At 34.4% G+C, this 20,204-nt stretch carries 13 protein-coding genes and 2 tRNA genes; 7 read left to right on the top strand and 8 right to left on the bottom strand.

Annotated elements, in window-relative coordinates; genetic code table 11:
• Positions 1-73: 73 nt before the first annotated feature.
• The 4 genes from N4A45_04990 to N4A45_05005 form a co-directional block, all read right to left on the bottom strand.
• On the bottom strand, positions 74-661 hold the full coding sequence (locus N4A45_04990; GenBank protein MCT4664572.1) for a penicillin-binding protein activator LpoB: 588 nt from the start codon (positions 659-661) through the stop codon (positions 74-76).
• Positions 662-714: 53 nt separating this feature from the next.
• Positions 715-1,077 carry a hypothetical protein gene (locus N4A45_04995; GenBank protein ID MCT4664573.1) on the bottom strand — a complete coding sequence of 121 codons (363 nt, stop codon included), beginning with the start codon at positions 1,075-1,077 and terminating at the stop codon, positions 715-717.
• Positions 1,078-1,355: 278 nt separating this feature from the next.
• A complete protein-coding gene (locus N4A45_05000) occupies positions 1,356-3,218 on the bottom strand; it encodes an ABC-F family ATP-binding cassette domain-containing protein (GenBank protein MCT4664574.1) in 1,863 nt (620 codons plus the stop codon).
• An 89-nt stretch (positions 3,219-3,307) separates the two neighbouring features.
• Entirely contained in the window at positions 3,308-6,331 is a 3,024-nt protein-coding gene (locus N4A45_05005) for a DUF2723 domain-containing protein (GenBank protein ID MCT4664575.1), read from the bottom strand.
• A 405-nt stretch (positions 6,332-6,736) separates the two neighbouring features.
• Here N4A45_05005 and rnpA point away from each other — a divergent pair, with 405 nt between their 5' ends.
• A complete protein-coding gene (gene rnpA, locus N4A45_05010; GenBank protein MCT4664576.1) occupies positions 6,737-7,087 on the top strand; it encodes a ribonuclease P protein component in 351 nt (116 codons plus the stop codon).
• The gene (locus N4A45_05015; protein MCT4664577.1) at positions 7,084-8,733 is read left to right on the top strand and encodes a S41 family peptidase; all 1,650 of its coding nucleotides are present in this window, start codon (positions 7,084-7,086) and stop codon (positions 8,731-8,733) included. The genes rnpA and N4A45_05015 overlap by 4 nt, the downstream gene beginning before the upstream one ends.
• 190 nt (positions 8,734-8,923) lie before the next feature.
• On the opposite strand, the gene N4A45_05020 is transcribed toward N4A45_05015, so the two are convergent.
• Positions 8,924-10,174, bottom strand: a complete 1,251-nt coding sequence (locus N4A45_05020; protein MCT4664578.1) for an OmpA family protein — start codon at positions 10,172-10,174, stop codon at positions 8,924-8,926.
• Between the two features lie 10 nt (positions 10,175-10,184).
• Positions 10,185-13,598, bottom strand: coding sequence for an HYR domain-containing protein (locus tag N4A45_05025; protein ID MCT4664579.1), 3,414 nt, complete (start codon positions 13,596-13,598; stop codon positions 10,185-10,187).
• A 405-nt stretch (positions 13,599-14,003) separates the two neighbouring features.
• Between N4A45_05025 and N4A45_05030 the strand changes: the two genes are divergently transcribed.
• Both N4A45_05030 and N4A45_05035 read left to right on the top strand, forming a co-directional pair.
• Positions 14,004-14,076, top strand: a tRNA-Gly gene (locus N4A45_05030).
• 55 nt (positions 14,077-14,131) lie between these two features.
• Positions 14,132-14,203: transfer RNA gene (locus N4A45_05035), tRNA-Thr, on the top strand.
• 86 nt (positions 14,204-14,289) lie between these two features.
• On the opposite strand, the gene N4A45_05040 is transcribed toward N4A45_05035, so the two are convergent.
• Complete coding sequence (locus N4A45_05040; GenBank protein ID MCT4664580.1) at positions 14,290-15,231, bottom strand: GSCFA domain-containing protein; 942 nt, start codon at positions 15,229-15,231, stop codon at positions 14,290-14,292.
• Between the two features lie 177 nt (positions 15,232-15,408).
• Between N4A45_05040 and N4A45_05045 the strand changes: the two genes are divergently transcribed.
• Complete coding sequence (locus N4A45_05045; GenBank protein MCT4664581.1) at positions 15,409-15,561, top strand: hypothetical protein; 153 nt, start codon at positions 15,409-15,411, stop codon at positions 15,559-15,561.
• A gap of 164 nt (positions 15,562-15,725) precedes the next feature.
• Here the strand turns inward: N4A45_05045 and dprA are convergent, their stop codons facing one another.
• Positions 15,726-16,793 carry a DNA-processing protein DprA gene (dprA, locus tag N4A45_05050; GenBank protein ID MCT4664582.1) on the bottom strand — a complete coding sequence of 356 codons (1,068 nt, stop codon included), beginning with the start codon at positions 16,791-16,793 and terminating at the stop codon, positions 15,726-15,728.
• Positions 16,794-16,892: 99 nt separating this feature from the next.
• Between dprA and N4A45_05055 the strand changes: the two genes are divergently transcribed.
• Entirely contained in the window at positions 16,893-19,343 is a 2,451-nt protein-coding gene (locus tag N4A45_05055; GenBank protein ID MCT4664583.1) for a TonB-dependent receptor, read from the top strand.
• 9 nt (positions 19,344-19,352) lie between these two features.
• Entirely contained in the window at positions 19,353-20,105 is a 753-nt protein-coding gene (kdsB, locus tag N4A45_05060; protein ID MCT4664584.1) for a 3-deoxy-manno-octulosonate cytidylyltransferase, read from the top strand.
• Positions 20,106-20,204: the final 99 nt, after the last annotated feature.

Consider the following 20,204-nt stretch of genomic DNA (forward strand, 5'->3'; position numbering starts at 1 on the left):
AGGATTAGAAATCACTTTTGATCGCTTGTTTTGGAATTTATTTGGTATTAGAATTCTGTTGAAGAAAATTCTATTATCGCTTCACGAATTTCTTGATTTTCTTATCTCCAAACCAAACTTTTTCATTGGTTTGAATATGAGTTAATTCTAAATCTATTTGGTAATAAACTACTTTTTTGTTTTTGTATGAATCTACGATAGACTTGATAGAACCTTGCATCATATAATCTGCTCCAGTTTCTAGTCCAAAACGTTTCATGGTACTTGCCGAAGAATTTGTTTGTTGATCAGCACGTTCTGCACGTAATTCGTCTCTCATTTTTCCACCTTGAACAATTCTTACATTTCCATGTTTTACAAAGGCTTTTTCAATGTCTTTGATAAAAGTTTCTGCTTCAATATGCTCGTGTGATTTATTGCGAATAAGACCTACAATAACTACGGGTTTTTTCCCTTTTTCGTCTCTAAAATCTTCAATCCAGCTGGCGTTTATCGCCTCAAAGGTAAGTTCCTCGGCTGCTAATCTAGAGTCTGTATCATTCCATCTTCCACTTAGATCAATTTCTTCTTCTACATCTACACGTGTTACTTTTCTATTACAAGATTCTAATGAAGTCATTGCAATAAGTCCTGCAAATACAACTGTGAAAATTCGTTTCATATTATTTTAAGTGTTTTGTGATTGTTTTGTTTTTAGCCTAATTGTGCAATTATTTAGTTACAATGGTTATGATAGTTATAGCGTCTATAAGGGTAAGGTCTATAAAACCCTCTATCATAATATCTATTTCTATAAAAACGTCTGTTTTTAATTCTTTCCATTCTGCGTTGATGCCTCCAATAAGGACGCATGGCTCTCATTTTCTTTCTGAGTTCTTTGCGTTCTCTTTTTGCTTCTAATTCGTCTATGGCTTTGTAGGTGTCTTGTACAGTTGTACCTTGGTGCTGAGTATAGTTTTCAGTGGTAGCCATATACTTGTTTCTACTTTGTTCGTAGTTCGGATTTTGGTCTGATAAATCTTGGGCTTGAACACTAATAAGTCCAATCAAGAAGAATATAAATGCAAATTTTTTCATAACGCTAATGTTTTAGTTATCATCTAAAAGGCAAGTTCTGTGCCAAAAGATTTTTCATGAAGATTTCGGTATTAGAAAAAGCTCATGTTAGCCTTGCTCTTTCTTGGATAAAGATACTTCATTTTTATGTATTAGAGTTTATACCATTTATGATGTTAATTTATCCATAGGTTGGAGCTGTTTACTTTGTGTAATATTTTCCTTCTTCTCCCGAAAAAACGGGACAAGCTCTTCAAAAGGGACTTATAACAGTGAGTGCATTAATACCATACATATTATTACTCTTCCTGAAGCTCCAGCCAACGCCACTCTAGCTCTTCTATTTCATTGTTGAGGTCGTGTAGTTTTTTGCTTTTTTCAACCAGTTCATCATTTGCAAAATCATGATTACTGAGTCCTGCTTCTATATGTTCTTTTTCTTTTTGGAATTTCTGAAGATTTTTTTCTATTTCTTTAAGTTCTTGTTGCTCCTTGTAGCTTAGTTTTTTGGTACGATTAGTTTGTTTTTTGTGCTCTTTTTTTTCTGTTGGAACTTTTTCAGCTTTTGCTTTTTTCTTTTCTTCTTCTTCAAAAACTCGGTAATCGGTGTAATTACCTGGGAAATCTTTTATTTTTCCTACTCCTTGGAAGACAAATAGATGATCAACTAATCGATCCATAAAATATCGATCATGGGAAATAATTAGTAAACATCCAGGGAACTCCTCCAAAAATTCTTCTAAAACATTGAGCGTTAAGATATCTAGGTCGTTGGTGGGTTCATCAAGGATTAAGAAATTCGGGTTGGTCATTAAAATGGTGAGTAAATACAATCTTTTTCTTTCTCCTCCACTCAGTTTTTCTACACGGTCGTACTGCATTTTTCTTGGAAAAAGAAAGCGTTCCAAGAGTTGAGCTGCGGTAAGTTTTCTTCCTTTGGCTAGTGGAATGACATCGGCAATATCTTTAATGACTTCAATGACTCTTTTATTGGGGTCAAACTGGAGTCCTTTTTGGGTGTAATATCCTATTTTTAAGGTTTCCCCATGCACAATTTTCCCGCCATCCAGCTGTTCTAACTTCATCAAAAGATTGAGGAAAGTGGTTTTTCCTACTCCATTTTTCCCTATAATTCCTATACGATCTTGTTTCTTGAAGGTATAACTAAAGTCATCTACAATGCACTTTTCCTCAAAAGACTTTCGTAGGTGGTGAACTTCGATGATTTTACTCCCCAGTCGCTCCATTTGAATATTCATTTGGAGGTCACGTTCTTTTTTCTGTCCTTTTACCGTTTTTTTAACCTCTTTAAAAGACTCTATCCTCGATTTAGATTTTGTACCTCTAGCTTTGGGTTGTCGGCGCATCCATTCGAGTTCTTTTTTAAAAACTTGCTTGGCTTTTCCTAGTGTAACGGCATTTATTTCTTCGCGTTCTTGTTTTTTTTCTAAGTAATAGGAATAGTTTCCTTTATGTCTATAAATGGTTTGATCTTCTAGTTCTAAAATTACATTACAAACCGAGTCTAGAAAGTAGCGATCGTGGGTTACCATGAGGATAGCAAAACTTTGTTTAAGTAGAAAATTTTGCATCCACTCTATCATATCTAAATCTAGGTGGTTTGTAGGTTCATCAAGGATCAATAAGTCTGGTTCGTTGAGTAAAACCTCGGCAAGAGCCATTCTCTTTATTTGTCCACCTGAAAGATTTTTTACAGGTTTGTGTGCTACTTCTTTTAATCCTAAATAAAAAAGCATTTCTTCCATTTTTGCTTCAAGATCCCATGCTTGATGCTCTTGCATGAGGTCAAGTGCCTGTTGAGAAAGTTTTTCATCTTCGGGATGTTTTAAGGAGTGGTGATAGGTTTTTAAAGTTTTGAATTGAGGAAGATCAATATCCAAAAGAATCTCCATGGGGGTTTTCTCATTAGGAAATTGACTGTTTTGTTCTAAGAACCCAACACGTATTTCTTTTCTAAAAACAATATTTCCAGTGTTTGGACTATCCTTTCCCATCAGTAAATTGAGCAGGGTCGTTTTTCCTGTTCCATTTCGGGCAACAAAGGCAACTTTCTCGCTTTGTGCTATCCCGAAGCTGAGATTTTCAAATAAGACTCTTTCTCCAAAAGATTTACTAATATTTTCTACTGATAATAAGTTCATAGAATGTGTTTTAAAAGAATAGAGACCTTGTGCAGATTTCTATTTTGCAAAGGTCTCTAAATTTTATGGGTATCAAAAAGGATGTGTTCCTAGTTTTGTGCTAAAAACTCAGGATCATATTGTCTAAACATTCCTTCCATATATTGACTAAACTGTCTGGCTCGTCCTAATTCAAGATCATTGAATTTACGTTTAGGATTTGTTCTTGGAATACTGTTAATGTGTTCCAATTGCTGGCGGAAGGTGTTATAAACATCCATTCCGTGTTTACGAGCATTTTCTTTGTCTCCAATTAGGTAATATCCTTGGATGATTCCAATAGAGAAATAATTATGAGGCAGATTTGCATTAAATGTCTTTTCTGCAATTTTATCTAGTACTACCTTGGCACGGTCTTTCTTTCCTTCACGGATAAGCTCCATAGCAAGCCTTGAGTAGATGTTTCTATAGTTCATAAACATATTTCTATTAAAAACATCTAGATAGATATCTTCTTTGTCACAATCTCCCCAGTGGAAAGATGGATTTTCACCTGAGTCTGTCAATAAGGTTTTTTCTAAGGCATCTGTATCTATTCTTCCCATTTGCCCACCTACTTTGTTGTGTACAATTGGCGTAAGCTTATAGGTCATTCCTGCAAGTTCGAAATATTTGTCAAGGAACATAAAGTCTCTTGAGCTATTACTAATTGTAATGGCAAAATGAATAGGACGTTCCCAGTTGAAGTTTGAAAGCATATCAATGATAGCGATATCTTTTTTCTGCAATTGGGTTATGTTTATATCAATATCCAATTGATCCACCATTTTGTTATAATCTTTTGCAGGAACTAAACCTGTAGATTTAACATTTTCTTTGTTTACAGGAATACTCACTTTTTGAGTAGGGAAGAAATCTACTTTTGCACCACTTCTTAATGGCACTTTACTTTGCTCATCATCAGAAATGATAAAGTCATTTAAAGCAGAGATCGGAATTCTTTTGTTTTTTAGAATATCTCTATAGATGGCAAAGTCTCGTGTACCTTGTTTAAAATGCTCAAAAGTCATTTTTCCCGGAATAGGTTTCCCTTCATAAGCTTCTCTTTTTAGCTGATTGATATACCAGTCTGTATTGAAAAGACTCAAGTTCACTACTCTTACATCCGTTCTGTATCCTTCCACTTCTTGCAAGTACCAGAGTGGGAAGGTATCGTTATCTCCCATGGTAAATAAAATGGCATTGGGACCACAAGAATCTAGATAGTTTTTACCTGATGCTACGGCGGTTAATCTTCCAGAACGATCATGATCATCCCAGTTTTCAGCAGCCATAATTCCTGGAACAGCTACTAAAGAAAGTACGGTAATTACATGTCCTAATGCAGGCGTTTTTACTTTATCTTTTAGCATATCCCAGAGACCATAAACTCCTAAACCGATCCACATAGCAAAGGCATAGAAAGAACCTACATAGGCATAATCTCGTTCTCTTGGCTGTGGGGCGTGTTGGTTTACATATACCATGATGGCGAGTCCTGTAAATAGGAAAAGGAGGAAAATTACCCAAGTATTTTTATCATCATGTTTGAGTTGATAGAAAAGCCCAATTAATCCTAAGATAAGAGGTAAGAAGAAATAAACATTTCTTCCTTTATTATTGGCTTGGTGTTCTGCGATATTATCTTGAGATCCAAGACGCATTTCATCAATAAAATCGATTCCTGAAATCCAGTTTCCATTTTCAGTACCTCCATGTCCTTGAATATCATTTTGACGACCAACGAAATTCCACATAAAATAACGCCAGTACATGTGTACAAATTGATAATTCCAGAAATAAGTCATATTTTCTCCAGAAGTAGGTATTTTATCTCTTTTAGAGCCCGACCACTTCATATAGTTTTGAATATGAGCATCGGAGTTTGAGCTATGCATTCTTGGGAAGAATACAATATCTTTTGATCGGTATTTTTTAATGGTATTTTTACGATCATCTTTAACTACATACGCTCCTTTTTCGTCATCACGGATATATACAGGATTTCCATCCTCAAGTCCTACAACTTTGGAATTGTATTGATGTCCTGTAAGAATAGGAGTAGAACCATATTGTTCCCTTTGTAGATATGAGTAAAGCCCAACGGCATCTTCAGGATTGTTTTGGTCAATTGGGGTATTGGCATTCGAGCGGATTACTAAGATTCCGAAAAGAGAAAAACCAATAAGCATAAAGGCAAAACTTAATGCAATTGTATGAGCAAAAAGGCTTTTCTTGGCAGAAAAACGCACTATCCACACAATAAATCCGATTAATAAAATGAAGAATAAAATGGTTCCTGTATTAAATGGTGCTCCAAGTCCGTTTACCATAAATAGCTCTATTTTACCCGAGATATTTACTACTTGAGGAATAAATACCCCAAAAAGGAATCCTAAGATAGCTACAGAAAGTATTCCCATCAAAACAAAATTGAGGAAAGTGATTTTTTTTGCAGTTTTAAAGTAGTAGACAAATACAATAGCTGGAACAGCCAAAAGGTTTAGCATGTGAACTCCCATAGAAAGTCCTACCATAAACGCAATGAGGATAATCCATTTATTATTTCTTGGTTTCCCGAAGTTTTGTTCCCATTTTAATATTGCCCAGAAAACTACTGCCGAAAAGAACGATGATAAGGCATATACCTCACCTTCTGTTGCAGAGAACCAAAATGAATCTGAAAATGTATAAGCCAAAGAACCTACGGCTCCACTGGCAAGAATCATAATGATTTGGTTTTTATCTAAAGCTTTTTCTCCCGAACGGATTTCTGCAATTCTTCTTGCAAAATGGGTGATTGTCCAAAATAGAAATAAGATGGTAAAAGAACTACTTAAAGCTGACATCATATTTACATAATATGCCACTTGAGTTACATCGCCTCCAGCAAAATTTGAAAAGAAATTGGCAATTAAAAGAAATAAAGGAGCACCTGGTGGGTGACCAATTTCTATTTTGTAAGCCGTAGCAATATACTCTCCGCAGTCCCATAGACTTGCAGAAGGCTCAATTGTGGATACATAAACTACTGTAGCAATGGCGAATACGATCCATCCTAACAGGTTATTCCATTTTTTGTAAAATTCTTGCATCTTAAAAAATTTTGTCTCTTGCGAATATAAAAAAATATTACCGCTACAACCAAGGAATTCAAGAAGTTTAAGTTATCTAAAGGTTTTTTAATATTAGAAAAAGTTTTGAATAATATCGGTGAGCCATACCGTTTACAGTGCTAATTTCCCCATAGATTCGGTTGCTTTTTTGGAGTATTTCTTTGTAGAACACCTCCTAACCCTTCCGAAAAGTAGGGAGGGCTTATTCAGTGAGTGAATTAACAACGTAAATGGTATCAGTAAACATTATACACAATATAAATTCTCATTTTTTGTAAAAGATCGTTTTTTGAAAGGATTTTTGCCATACAATTTATGGTGAGCTTTGCCTGTTTCAAAAAGAAGAAATATATAGAAGAACAATTTTTTCGTATTTTGCAAACCATGATAGATACTTCTTATAAACTGGGTAAAAAACAGCGACTTTGTTCAAAAAAAGATATAGAAAAACTTTTTGAGGAAGGGGAACGTTTTTTTTCTTTTCCTATAAAGGTTTTTGTACTAAGGGAACAAGAAAAGGGGCAAGTGATGGTCATTGCACCCAAAAGAAATCATAAGCACGCAGTGGATAGAAATCGTATAAAAAGATTACTTAGAGAAGTATTTAGATTGAGAGGGCAAGAAATTTTGGAACAGAACATGCATATTGCCTTGCTCTACACAGGAAGAAAACTTCCGAAAAAAGACGCCTTGGAAAAATCATTTGAAAAAATATTAGAAGAAATTCAACAATGATGAAAAAAAAATGGAAAATATTCTTGCTTTTGCCTGCATTATCATTAATCATGATGGCATTTCAAGATCCTTATTTTGAGATTGTAAAAAACCTTGAAATCTTTACCAAAGTTTATCAAGAACTACAAAAATCTTATGTAGATGAACTTTCGCCTGGAGAAATGATGCAAACAGGAATGGATGCCATGATGAAAGACCTAGATCCTTATACGGTGTATATTCCAGAAACAAAGGTAGAGGAATTTAGAATACAATCCACGGGAAGTTTTGCAGGTGTGGGAATGCAAGTTTTTGAAAGGGAAAAAAACATTTATATAGGGAATATTATAGAAAATTCTCCTGCACATGAACAGGGACTCAAGATCGGAGATCAAATTTTGGCTTTAGATGGAGAAAAACTAAACAATAAAACACCCGAGGAGATTGATGAAAAGCTCAAAGGACAAGCGGGTTCAGAGATTGAGGTAAGTTACCAACGTTTTGGTCATTCAAAGACACAAAAAATTGGACTTAAAAGACGGGAAATTGTACTTAAAAGTATTCCTTACTACGGCTGGGTAGGTGAATCGATCGCTTATGTTGATTTAACAAAATTTGATCGTGCTTGCGGGGCTCATTTTCAAAGTGCTTTGGAAGAGCTCAAAGCAGAAAAAACTATGCAAGGTGTCATTATAGACCTTAGAGGAAATCCAGGAGGTTTATTGATAGAGGCTGTGAGAATTTGTAATCTTTTTCTACCTAATAATAAAATTGTGGTGAGCACCAGAGGAAAAGACAAGAGTGCTTATCAAGAATTTAAAACAAGTAAAAACCCTTGGGATGAAAAAATCCCAGTTGTTGTCTTAATTGACGAAAGCTCGGCATCGGCATCAGAAATTGTATCAGGAACTTTGCAGGATTATGATCGGGCAGTCATACTCGGAACTCGAAGTTTTGGGAAAGGGCTTGTTCAGAAAACTGTCCAAATGCCGTATAATTCTCAACTCAAAGTGACTATTGCTAAATATTATACGCCTAGTGGAAGGTGTATTCAAGCCATTGATTATGGTAAAAAGACGGCAAACGGCAGTAGGAAAAAACTCCCAGATCACCTTAGAACCGCATTTAAAACAGCTAATGGTAGAACGGTTTATGATGGTGGAGGTGTAGATCCTGATTTGATTGTAGAAAAAGATAGTTTCCCAGAATCTTTAGGTGGTTTGGTGTATGATTATTTCCTTTTCGATTTTATTACAGAATATTCTCAAAAAGTGGAAAACAAACCATCAATTGAGGATTTTAAGGTAGATGATGCTTTATTTGAAAAGTTTCAAGAGTATGTAGCTCAAAAAGAGTTTTCTTATACCACTCAGTTAGGGGAGCAAATAAAAGAAATAGAAAAAAGTCTGGAAAAAGAAGGTATTCTAAAAGAGAATATCGCTCACCTAGAGGCATTGAAGGTGGGGAATATTAAGAATGAAAAAAACACTTTTAAGGAAGAGAAAATCAAAATTAAAAGACTTTTATTAAATGATATTAGTAACCGATGGTATTTTGCATCGGGAAGATCTCAGCTATTGCTGAAAGAAGATAATATGGTTCAAGCGGCAATTCGTGTTTTGAAAGACAATAAGGAATACGCAGATTATTTGAAGGCAAGTAAATAGAAATTCAAAAATTGTATCGAAAACCGTTCTGTATAATCTGATTTGTATCGTTTGTTGATGAAATTCATTGTATGTGCCTTGATAACCCTTGACTAAAACTCATTAAAAAAGCGTTCTAACCAAAATTAGAACGCTTTTCACACATACACATATAAAGAATGATTTCTTAATATAAACCCAAGAAATCAAATTATTTTTTTGGTAAATACACCAGCATAGATGATCGTCTATTTAAGTGTTGATAGGGTTTTCCTTGCACTTTCTCTTTTTGGGTGTTTAGGGTAATTCTATTTTCATGAATCCCAAATTTATTGACGAGTAATTCTTTTACTGCTTGGGCTCTTTTTACTCTAAGCTTTGTATTGTAAGATTCTGGTCCATATACATCTGTAACACCTGTGATATCTATATGGTATTTTGGATTCTTTTTTAAGATTTGGCTTACTTCAAAAACATTTTTTTGATACAAACGTGTGATATAATATTTATCAAAGGCAAAAAATACATTTCTAAAATACTTTACCTGACCATTCTCAAATTTTTCTACAAATTTATTAAACTGGTCTTCAAGGTTGTCCATGCGGTCTGCTAAAGCATCTGTTTTGTTATGAAGTCCATCGATATCATCTTCAAGTTTTTTTACTTTTTCATCCACATAATCCTGAAGCTCATTTTTTAGTTTATCATTATCTAGAGTGATATACTTTCTTGAGAGCACAGGTGTTTTATGAAGAGAAAGATATTTACTTGAGCCCAGAGTATAGGCAATTCCTAAAGCTGTTTTTAAGTATTGATCTTGTCCATCGGCATAATTAAACTTGTCGCCATCAAAACCGTTATCCCATACGACATTATAAGTTGATGAAAATTCAATTCTAATTTTTTCAGAAAAATGATATCGAGCACCTACTCCTAAGTCTATTTGTGAGGCTACGGCTTTTCTCGCCATATTCTTTGCACCTGAGAAGAAAAACTGCTGTGCATCATAGCTGATGATTCCAATTCCTGCTGTAGCGAATATATTCACATAAGGATCGGCTTTTTTTGTAGTCATATTTGTAAAACTAAAAACAGCTCCTGCATGATATCTCTTGATTGAGCTTTCATAATAAGCACGGTCATTTACTCCTGATGAACTTCCTAAGTGGAAAGAACCTTGAACACCGATTATTGGGCTCAACTGCGCTTCAACATAAACTCCTGTTCCTATATCAAATCTAGATTTCTCGTGCGAAAAACTGAAAGCTAAATCTAGCGGGTCTCTATCGTTTCCAATAAGCCCTTTTGGAAGATCGGCAAAGTGCGCTACCTCTAGCCCTACGGTAAGCCAATTATAACGTTCTTTTACTTGAAACGTGTTCTCATTTGAGTGAGGATTTTGTGCCAAGACAAAAGAAGAGGTCAATAGAGCAAATAAAAGACTAAAATATTTTTGTATCATAGTTTAAAACTTATTGAATAATAATTTTTAATGATTTCTTTTGTGTTTCTGTTTCAATAATCATATAATAAAGCCCTGGTTTCACATTGCTAGTTGACATTTTCATTTGATAATGATCACTAGAGAGTACCTCAAAAGGCATCATAAGTTTACCAAGTACATCATAAATATGAATTTTCATTTGATTCATCGGGTTAAATGAAAATAATTCGATGAATTCTAAATCCCTGTTTTGATGAACTACAAATTGTTCTTTCTTGAGTTCTGGAATATCTAATGATGGATGTTTTCCACCTCCAATATTATAGATGTCTGAGAGTTTTGAGCAACCCGCTTCATTGCTTACAATTACTTCATAATTTCCTCCATCAAATATTTCGAGTTGAACACCTGTGGCTCCATTTATTTTAACGGCATTTCTATACCACTGGTATTTGTCATAAGCATTATGTACCTGAAGTTTGTAAGCATCAACTTGTTCTATTTTTGGCTGTTCAGGTTCAGGTCTTACTTCTATCCAAAAGGAGTCTTTTTCGGTGCAGCCAAAATTGTTTTCATATACCCAATGGATTAAATGATTACCTATTCCGGATAAAGAAGGGTCAAAGCTTCCGTTTGCTATTCCATTTCCTTTAAAGCTGGTATTGAGGTGATTATTGGTTAATGAAATTAAAGATTCATCCCCACAAGGAATCAATATATTATCGATATTGGGAGGAGTGGTTTCCACAATTTCAATTTCAAAGCTAACAATAGACTCATTGTCATTGACATCTATTGCTTTATAAACCAAAGTATGAATACCAGGAGCAAAACTAGATCCACTAGGCTGTCCGGCTATTTGAGTTATTACTTTGATTTGGCAATTATCTGTCGCTTCTGGCACAGGATAATTAATAACGGTATCACATTCTCCAAATACTAAATTACTTGGTACATGTGTAAATGTAGGTTTAATACTGTCCACCACAGATATTGTGAAAGAATAGTAAGCTTTATTATTAAAAGTATCTTCTGCGGTTACTAAAACAGGATGATTTCCTACTCCTAAATGTGTTCCAGAAGGAATGGAATAGGAAATAGAAACAGGACTATTGTCTACAACTACAACAGAGTCATAGCTAACAATTGTTTCACAATCATTTTGAGACAAAAAGAAACTTAAAGAATCTGCTGGTGTAAAAGTGAATTGAGGTACCACAAGGTCTTTCACGATAATTTCCGAAACAAAGGTCACGGTGTTTCCATTGGTATCTGTTGCCTCAATAGACACAAAGCTAGATCCAACAGGAAAAGTATCTCCCGAGTTATGAGATAAGGTATAGTTCACATCGGGGGTACAATTATCAGTTATTTGAATCTGAGTATTATCCCAAGTAACCACATTATTTGTATCCTGAGTATAGTTTACAATTCCTTGAACTAAAACAGGAGCAATAGTATCTACCACTACTACTTTAAAAGAATCGACCACCGAGTTTAATTGTGCATCAGCAATTGTGTAAATCACCATCGTTTCTCCCACTGGAAAAAAGGTTCCGCTACCTTGGCTATAGCTAATCGTTGTAGATCCAGAGTTATCAGAAACTACTGGACTCGGAAAAAGAATATTTCTCCCACAGCTATTGGGTAGAGAGTAGTCTAGTAGATCATCTATACCACTATGAATGAGTGGTGCAGTAGTATCGGCAATTGTTATTTGATGATTGTTAATAATCACAGTATTGTTGCTGTTATCCGAAATGGTAATATCTATATATTGGTTACCCAAATCATTTATATTGAATACCGAATCTGAGAAAGAAAAATCCAAATGATCGGAACAGTTATCAGACGATCCATTATCGATCATTTCTTTTTTGAGAATCAATATCCCATTGGTATCAAGGAATAATGAGGTATTTTGTAAAGTAACAATAGGTTTTATGGTATCCAAAACAGTAATTTCTATCGGTGCAGTAACGATATTGCCATCATTGTCTTTAATTTTAAAAATTACCGAGTTGATTCCTTGGTTTGCACAATTGAATGAAGAATCGGATAAGGCAAATGTCAAAGTACCTGAGCAAGCATCACTAGAGCCATTATCAGCTAAAATAGGATCAACTAAAACATTTCCTGTTTGATCCAAATAGGCCGTAATGTTTTGAGAAGAAATAGTAGGGTAATTATTATCAACCACTGTTACTTGAGATAGTGCCGAAGCCGAATTTCCACTGGCATCAGTACCTGTTAAATACACATTTTGTGTTCCAATATCCGTACAATCAAATAAGGTATCAGAGATGTTTAATGTGAGGTTACAGTTATCAGTACTCCCATTATCAATTAAGTTTGGTGTTAACGCTGCTGTACCATTTACTCCTAGATTTAGAATGATATTTTTAGCATGGACCACTGGGTTTACAATGTCTTTTATTACTAATTTTACTTCTTCGCTACGGCTATTGTTGTAGTTATCCGTAGCAGTGAGAATCAAGATATTTGTATCAAGATTAGTACAATTAAAACTCGTTTTTGATAAACTAAGGGTGTATATCAAACTATTGTCAGAGCAGGCATCGTCAAATAAATCAGGAACAATATTTACATTTCCAGAAGCATCCAAGGTGGCTGTTTTTATAGAGCTAACAATCGTTGGAGGTGTCGTATCTCTAATGAAAATTGTGGTGTTTAAATTGGCAGATTCTCCTTTACTATTGGTGATTCCAAAATTTACGATATTAGGTCCTATGTCTGAAACACCAAAATTCGTTTGAGATAAGGTATAAGTAAAATTATTATCACAGTTGTCACTACTTCCTCCATTGAGATCCGCTGGGTCAATGCCAACTTGACCACTATTATCGAGATAGAATGTATTTTGTCCAACTACAATATTTGGATTAATATTATCAACAACAGTTATTTGAGTAGAATCTATTGTACTATTTCCAGAGGCGTCCGTTAGTGTCACCAAAAGTGTTTTAGTTCCGATATCTGAACAATTCACAATACTAGGATTCAAAGAAACTGTATAATCACAGTTGTCAGACGAACCATTATTGATATTTGCCCATGCCAGAATTCTATTTCCGTTCTGGTTAAGGTTTAGTGTAACATTGCTCTGTAAGCTAATTTGAGGAGCAATAGTGTCAAGGACTACTAAAGAAAAAGTAGTTTGAACTGTGTCATTGCTTAAAAATACATCAATATCAAGCTCATTTGTACCAACTGAGGCACAGTTTAGAGCAAGAACCTCTGTGATTGCCACAGATTGAACGAGATTGTTCTGGTTTTGATGTTTTGATAAAATTTTGGCGGTATCTAATAAAGATGTTTGCCCAAGATAAAAAGTATCCACAACAGAGAAACTCTGGGCATTTGTCTGAAATATAGATAGCAAGAATAGTCCGAATAGACTTTTCGTTAGTTTGCTTTTCATTTTTACATGATTTTGTTCGGCAAATGTAGATAATTGAATTTTAAATAACACCCTCTAAAGTCACAATTTTACTGAGTTCTACCTCTTTTATTACCTTTATCCTAGGTTATGTTATTTTTGAATATGGAAGACAATTTCTACCGCCTTACTTGTTAATTTTTTTTTAACAAACCCAAACCCTCAGGAAATGAAACAAGTACGCTATTCGTAATTGTTTTATTTATTAGAATGATAAAGGTTATAAATTCAAATATAATACTTGAGTATGTAAATAACATTGTGTAAATGTAATAAAAAAAATGTAAATAACTGACTATTAGTGATGATAAAAAAATATTAAAATTTATTTCAAAAAAGCTTGTTTGGTATAAATAAAATACTCTATATTTGCCATGCAAAAATGACGCGGGAATAGCTCAATTGGTAGAGCGTCAGCCTTCCAAGCTGAGGGTTGCGGGTTCGAGTCCCGTTTCCCGCTCGGATTAAAAAGCATCTTAAATTTAAGATGCTTTTTTTAGTCAAAAGACTTTTTTGCTGACGTAGCTCAGGGGTAGAGCACTTCCTTGGTAAGGAAGAGGTCGGGAGTTCAAATCTCCTCGTTAGCTCTTTTTGTAGATTATTAAAGACCTTCTTTTAATATATAAAGGAAGGTCTTTTTTTATGCCTATCCGTTTTAAGACAAGAGCGTGTACTATTTTCTAAGATTTTTTATCTGCTGCTCCAGTTGTTCCATTTTGGACAAGAATTTTTGATGCTCCTCAGTTTGTGAATTCCTTGTTTTGTGGGCTTTCATCTGTAGGTATTTATGACTTATTTTGGACAAATCTTTACTTTTAGTTCCAAAGCTTTTCTCTTTAAAGTATTCCCAAATAATCTCTACAGCTTCCTCTGTTGGATGGATTTTATCTTTTTTGTAGAAACGATAATCTCGTAAACAATCCATCATTATTTCATAAGACGGAAAATAGAAAATATCATCAAAAGTAGATACCCAGTCTTGCACCCAATTAATTAATTGTGCCTTGCTTCTATTGTTTTCTATTAATCCTTCTTTTGTGTGTCTTATTGGACTTACAGTAAAAATGAGTTTTATTTTGGGATTTACTCTTTTTAGAGTTTGATAGAATTCAAAGAAGTATGCATGAACTTCATCAGACTTCAAAAACCTTTTATCAAATTGTCCATTGGGTTGTTTGTGGCAGTTTGCACAAATCTTTTGATCAAGTGTTCTTACAATGGAAGTTCCTAATGTAATAATTAAATAATTGGTTTTTAGTAATCGTTTTTGAAGAGCTTCTTGGTGTTTTTTTATTTTAACAACAAGCTCTTCTTTAGATTCTCCAACGACTTTTGAATGCCACTGATGGTGAAACCAGAAGTCATAAAGCGTAGTAAACAAAGTATCATCGGTGGGTATTTGATGAAATGCGTCTAAGACTGTTTTAAAAACAGAAACAGGATTGAATAAAATCCCGATTTCATTTGACCAAGTATCAAATCTATGGTCGATCAGTTTCTGTCCAATATGATCAGAAAAGCAAGAGCCTAGAAGGGTAATAGAGTCTTTGGGTTCAATTTTCCATTCAAAATTCACTTTGGGAAAAGGAAGAATTAATTCAGAAGGATTCCACATACTATTTACGGTGTAAATTTATTTTACAGGTATTATACAGATACATTGCTAAAAATCAATTATGAACGCAGAGGTATAAGTGAGTAATTTTAGCAAGCAATCGGTATAAAATCTATATTTAGATGATTTTTTTTTCAAAAATAAGATTAACTTTGTCGATAATAAAAAAATCAGACTATGTTTATCGGAGTTTTAGCATTTGTACTTGTTGCCTTAATGGCTTTTTGGATGTTGATGTTTCTTATCGGAATTGTTCCAATGTGGATTGGAGCTTACTTCATTGATAAGAAAAATGAAGGTGAAGAAGACGAAGAGTTAGCCGTAGAATAAATTTCTCGGAACTTTTAAAATATTTGAGACTGTCTTATTATTCAAGATGGTCTTTTCTTGTTTTTAAAATATTGATAAAATATATTCTTATACCATTTATGATGTAATTTACACACTCGTGTAAGCCATGAAAACCTATTGGCAAATGAACACCGTAAGTAGTATTAGATTCTTTTATACAAATTTCCTGGTAGGTTTTTGATCAAACCTTTAAGCTCCAACGTGAGTAATATTTGAATTACTTTTGAAATAGGCATTTTAAGTCTCAAAGAAATCAAATCTATTGATTCTGGTTGATGACTCATTCCATTGAGTACATTTTCCTCATCGGTATTAAGGTTAATAAACAACTCCATTTGTTGTCCACTGTTTTGTTTTCCCGTGTCGTCTTTTTCCCAATTCATGATATACTCAAGATCCTCAATAGATTCTATAAGGTTTGCCTGATTGCTTTTTATGAGTTTGTTGCATCCTGCAGAAGAATTTTGATGCAGGTTTCCGGGCAAAGCAAAAACATCTCTGTTATAATCATTGGCAAGTTTTGCCGTAATTAATGCCCCTCCAGATTTTTTGGCCTCTACAACTACTAAAGCATCACACATACCTGCAACGAGCCTATTTCTTCTCGGAAAATTTTCTCTACTTGGCTTTGTACCCGAAACAAATTCTGATAAAATAGCTCCATTCTCTATCATTTCTTGAGCGATTTTTCGGTGTTTTGCAGGATACATAGTATCGAGTCCATGACCCAAAACTCCCACTGTGGGAATACCATGGTCTATGGCAGAATGGTGAGCACAGACATCTATTCCATAAGCCAATCCACTGACCAATAACACATCATGATGAGCAAGGTTTTTTACAAATTCTTCGCACCAAGATTCCCCATAATCTGTACTGGCTCTAGTACCCACAATACTTACCACCTTTTTTGTGTTGAGATTACAATTTCCTTTTTGATAAAGTAGAACAGGAGCGTCAGAACATTGTTTGAGTCTAAAAGGATAATGATCATTTTGAAAATAAACAGGATGAATCCCATTTTCTTCCATAAAACGCAATTCGAATTCAGCCGCAGAAAGCACATTTTGACTCACAATTTCTTTGGCTGTTTTTCTTCCAATATTTGGAATTTTTTCTAAAACATTTGCTTTTTCATGAAACACGGCTTCTGCACCACCACAGTACGCTATGAGCTGTTTAGCAGTAACGCACCCAATAGTGGGTATCATCGTTATTCCAACTTGATATATGAGATCTTTATCCAATAGAATGTTCTTAATGATTCAAAAATACCTTATTTTGTACAAAATTTCCAATACTCAATCATTATGTTGCGTAAAAAAATAAGTTTGATACTTCTTTTGAGCATGCTTTCAAGTTGTATTTTCATAGCTCATGCACAAATAACCATGAAGGGACGTGTAGTAGAAGCGTCTAATAATGAACCGATCCCTAATGCTCACATTAGCATTAACGATGAAGTTGCCGTTAGTAATTCAGAAGGGTATTTCTCTCATAACACTTCTCCAGGGGATAAACATATAGAAATTTCTTTTGTAGGTATGGAAACTATCGATACAACGATTCGTTTGAAAAACACCTCAAAATCTTTTGTTTTCAAGATGAAAGAAGCTTCAAATGTACTTCAAACAATGGTAGTTTCAGATAGTAGATATAGCCATATATACGAAGAGTCTACTGTTTCAATGGATGTAATTGCTCCAAAAGTATTGGAAACAAAATCACCAGAAAATATCCTCCGTTCTATTGATCAATTACCCAGTGTACATACCATCGGAGATCAAATAAATATCCGTGGAGGAAGTGGTTGGACTTATGGTGCGGGTTCTAGAGTTTTACTTCTTCAAGACGGAGTTCCTATGATGGAAGGAGCAAACTCTGAAATACAATGGTACACCATAGAACCTCTTGCAGTGAGACAGATGGAGGTGATAAAAGGACCTTCAAGTGTGATGTACGGTGCTTCTGCTTTAAATGGAACCATCAACGCATTTACCCGTCGTCCTACAAAAAAAGGACTTACGAAAGCTACATTTCAAACCGCCATGTTTGATGATTATAAAAGAGATTCTTGGAATTGGAACAAAAGTACGATACCGCTCATGTCTCACATGGGAACCATTTATCATGGGCAAAAAGTAGGTAATGTGGAGCTCTCAGGAAGTGGGCATTTTTTTAGAGAAACAAGTTATATCAAAAATAATGTAGACAATGAAAGACAACGATTTTTCTTTAAAGTAGCACACGATCTAGAAGATATTGGTTTAAGATATGGACTTTCAGCAACCTATATTAATAACCTTAGAGGAGAATCTTTCTTGTATCATAATGATTCTATTGCTACAACCTCTTTTGATGATGTAACGTATGAATTTCATACAAACGAACTAGCCGTGAGACCTTTTATTGAGTACCAAAAACCCGGTTCCAACTGGAAACATCAACTTAATGGACAGTTTTTCCGTGTAAACTACATTGACACAGTGAGTAATTTTTCAGATACCTATTATGGAAATTACCATTCGCAATGGAGAAAAGATAAAATAGCCCTAACTTTTGGACTCGCAGGTTCTTATATAAGAGGAGTTTCAGAAGCATATACCGTAGATGCACAAGCCGCAAATGCCGCAGGTTTTTTACAAGCAGAATATGGAATTGGAAATTTGAATATTGTGGGAGGAGCCAGAATGGAATTCAATACTGGGGTAGATACAAATTATCTCGAACCTGTATTTAGACTTGGAGCAAACTATGCAATAAATGAAGACTTATTCATAAAAGCAAATTGGGGTGAAGCCATTAGGTTTCCATCACTTTTTGAATATTTCTTCTCAAGAAATGCAGGAGAAGTTTCTTTTTATTCAAATCCAGACCTAAAGCCCGAAAGAGGATGGTCTACAGAACTGGGAGTTGTGAAAAACTTTAGAGGCGATAACTGGAACCTACAAGCAGAAGTAGATGCCTTTTTGATGAGGTTTAATAATATGACAGAGCTTAGTTTTGGACTTTGGGGAGACTCAAGTAATTCAAAGCTAAATGCTTTGGGTGCAGGATTCAAAGAAATAAATGTGGGAGAAACACAAATAGCAGGTATTGAAGCGAATCTTAAAGGTTATGGGAAGATAAGTAAAGAGGTGGAAATAGATTTTAATATTGGATATACCTATATGAATCCCATTTCTTTAGACACTTCTTTTGTCTATGCATCCTTTACAGATAACAAACAAATACTCTATGATTTAATGAATCAAGAGCCAAATGCTCTTTTTGATGTGATTATTGAGGGATTATTAAGACAAATAGGGTCAGAAGTAAACTATAATGTAACTTCAACAGATCCTTCAATTTTAAAATATCGATTCCGTCATTTATTTAAAGCTGATCTAGGTGTGAAATACAGAAAGATTCATCCTATGGTTAATGTTCGATACAACTCGTTTATGAGTAATATTGATAAACTCTTTGTGAGTTATTTGTTTAACGAAAACTCCGATGACGAATTCAAAAATGTACAAGACGTTCTTAATGGTCTCAATGCAAACGTAGATCTAAATACCATTAACCTACTTATTGAAGAAGCAAGAGAAAGAGAAAAAAATGGAACTTGGCAAGTTGATTTTAGGTTAGGATATGAGCTTTCAGACGAAGTAGAAATGATATTTGGAGTTGAAAATGTTTTCAATACAGAATATTCCATTCGTCCAGGAAGAGTAGCACCACCAAGACGATATGTACTTCAGGCAAACATTAAATTATAATTCAAGTTCATGACTCAAAAAGTTATAGCAATCATACCTGCTCGATATGGTTCCACCCGTTTTCCAGGAAAACCTTTAGTGGATATCAAAGGAAAAACCATGATTCAAAGAGTTTATGAGCAAGTAATTTCATGCACAGATATTGATGAAGTTTTTGTTGCTACAGATGATCAAAGAATTAGTACACATCTTGAAAAACAGCAAATACCCTTTATTCTTACAGATGCCGATATACAAACAGGAACAGAAAGAGTTTGGAAAGCCGTTTTGAACTTAAAATTAGCACCAAATGACATCGTTCTAAATGTGCAAGGAGATGAACCCTTTATCAGTTCAAATCAATTATCAAGAGTGCTTAAAGCATTTGAAAACCCAGAAACTCAAATAGCCAGTTTAAGAAAAAAAATAGAACGAATTGCTCAAGTGTTGGATCCCAATGCCGTAAAAGTTGTTTGCGATAAAGACGAATTTGCCCATTATTTTTCAAGATCGCCTATTCCTTATATCCGAAATTATCCACAAGATCAATGGGTTACTCAAATGGATTTTTATAAACATATCGGAATTTATGGTTTTAGATTTAATGTATTAGAAAAGATTAATCAGTTAGAAACGGCCTCATTAGAAAAAGCCGAGTCTCTAGAACAACTCACTTGGTTGTGGAATGGATTTAAAATAAAACTTCCCATAACCAAAGAGGAAAGTCCCTCTATCGATACTCCAAAAGATCTGGAAAATATTCTCAAAAACTGGAATTTCTAAGATAAAAAGGTCTCATGATCAGAAAATTTGAGAAGAAATCCTTATTTTTGATAAATTGAGCTGATTGATTAAACTTTAAACTTGACAGATACGCTCACT

The sequence above is a fragment of the Flavobacteriales bacterium genome (assembly GCA_025210805.1).
Classification (GTDB): Bacteria; Bacteroidota; Bacteroidia; order Flavobacteriales; family CAJXXR01; genus JAOAQX01.

Excerpts from the sequence above, each read along its gene's own strand:
- N4A45_04990 (MCT4664572.1), bottom strand. The coding sequence starts at position 661 with ATGAAACGAATTTTCACAGTTGTATTTGCAGGACTTATTGCAATGACT.
- N4A45_04995 (MCT4664573.1), bottom strand. The coding sequence starts at position 1,077 with ATGAAAAAATTTGCATTTATATTCTTCTTGATTGGACTTATTAGTGTT.
- N4A45_05000 (MCT4664574.1), bottom strand. The coding sequence starts at position 3,218 with ATGAACTTATTATCAGTAGAAAATATTAGTAAATCTTTTGGAGAAAGA.
- N4A45_05005 (MCT4664575.1), bottom strand. The coding sequence starts at position 6,331 with ATGCAAGAATTTTACAAAAAATGGAATAACCTGTTAGGATGGATCGTA.
- rnpA (MCT4664576.1), top strand. The coding sequence starts at position 6,737 with ATGATAGATACTTCTTATAAACTGGGTAAAAAACAGCGACTTTGTTCA.
- N4A45_05015 (MCT4664577.1), top strand. The coding sequence starts at position 7,084 with ATGATGAAAAAAAAATGGAAAATATTCTTGCTTTTGCCTGCATTATCA.
- N4A45_05020 (MCT4664578.1), bottom strand. The coding sequence starts at position 10,174 with ATGATACAAAAATATTTTAGTCTTTTATTTGCTCTATTGACCTCTTCT.
- N4A45_05025 (MCT4664579.1), bottom strand. The coding sequence starts at position 13,598 with ATGAAAAGCAAACTAACGAAAAGTCTATTCGGACTATTCTTGCTATCT.
- N4A45_05040 (MCT4664580.1), bottom strand. The coding sequence starts at position 15,231 with ATGTGGAATCCTTCTGAATTAATTCTTCCTTTTCCCAAAGTGAATTTT.
- N4A45_05045 (MCT4664581.1), top strand. The coding sequence starts at position 15,409 with ATGTTTATCGGAGTTTTAGCATTTGTACTTGTTGCCTTAATGGCTTTT.
- dprA (MCT4664582.1), bottom strand. The coding sequence starts at position 16,793 with ATGATACCCACTATTGGGTGCGTTACTGCTAAACAGCTCATAGCGTAC.
- N4A45_05055 (MCT4664583.1), top strand. The coding sequence starts at position 16,893 with ATGTTGCGTAAAAAAATAAGTTTGATACTTCTTTTGAGCATGCTTTCA.
- kdsB (MCT4664584.1), top strand. The coding sequence starts at position 19,353 with ATGACTCAAAAAGTTATAGCAATCATACCTGCTCGATATGGTTCCACC.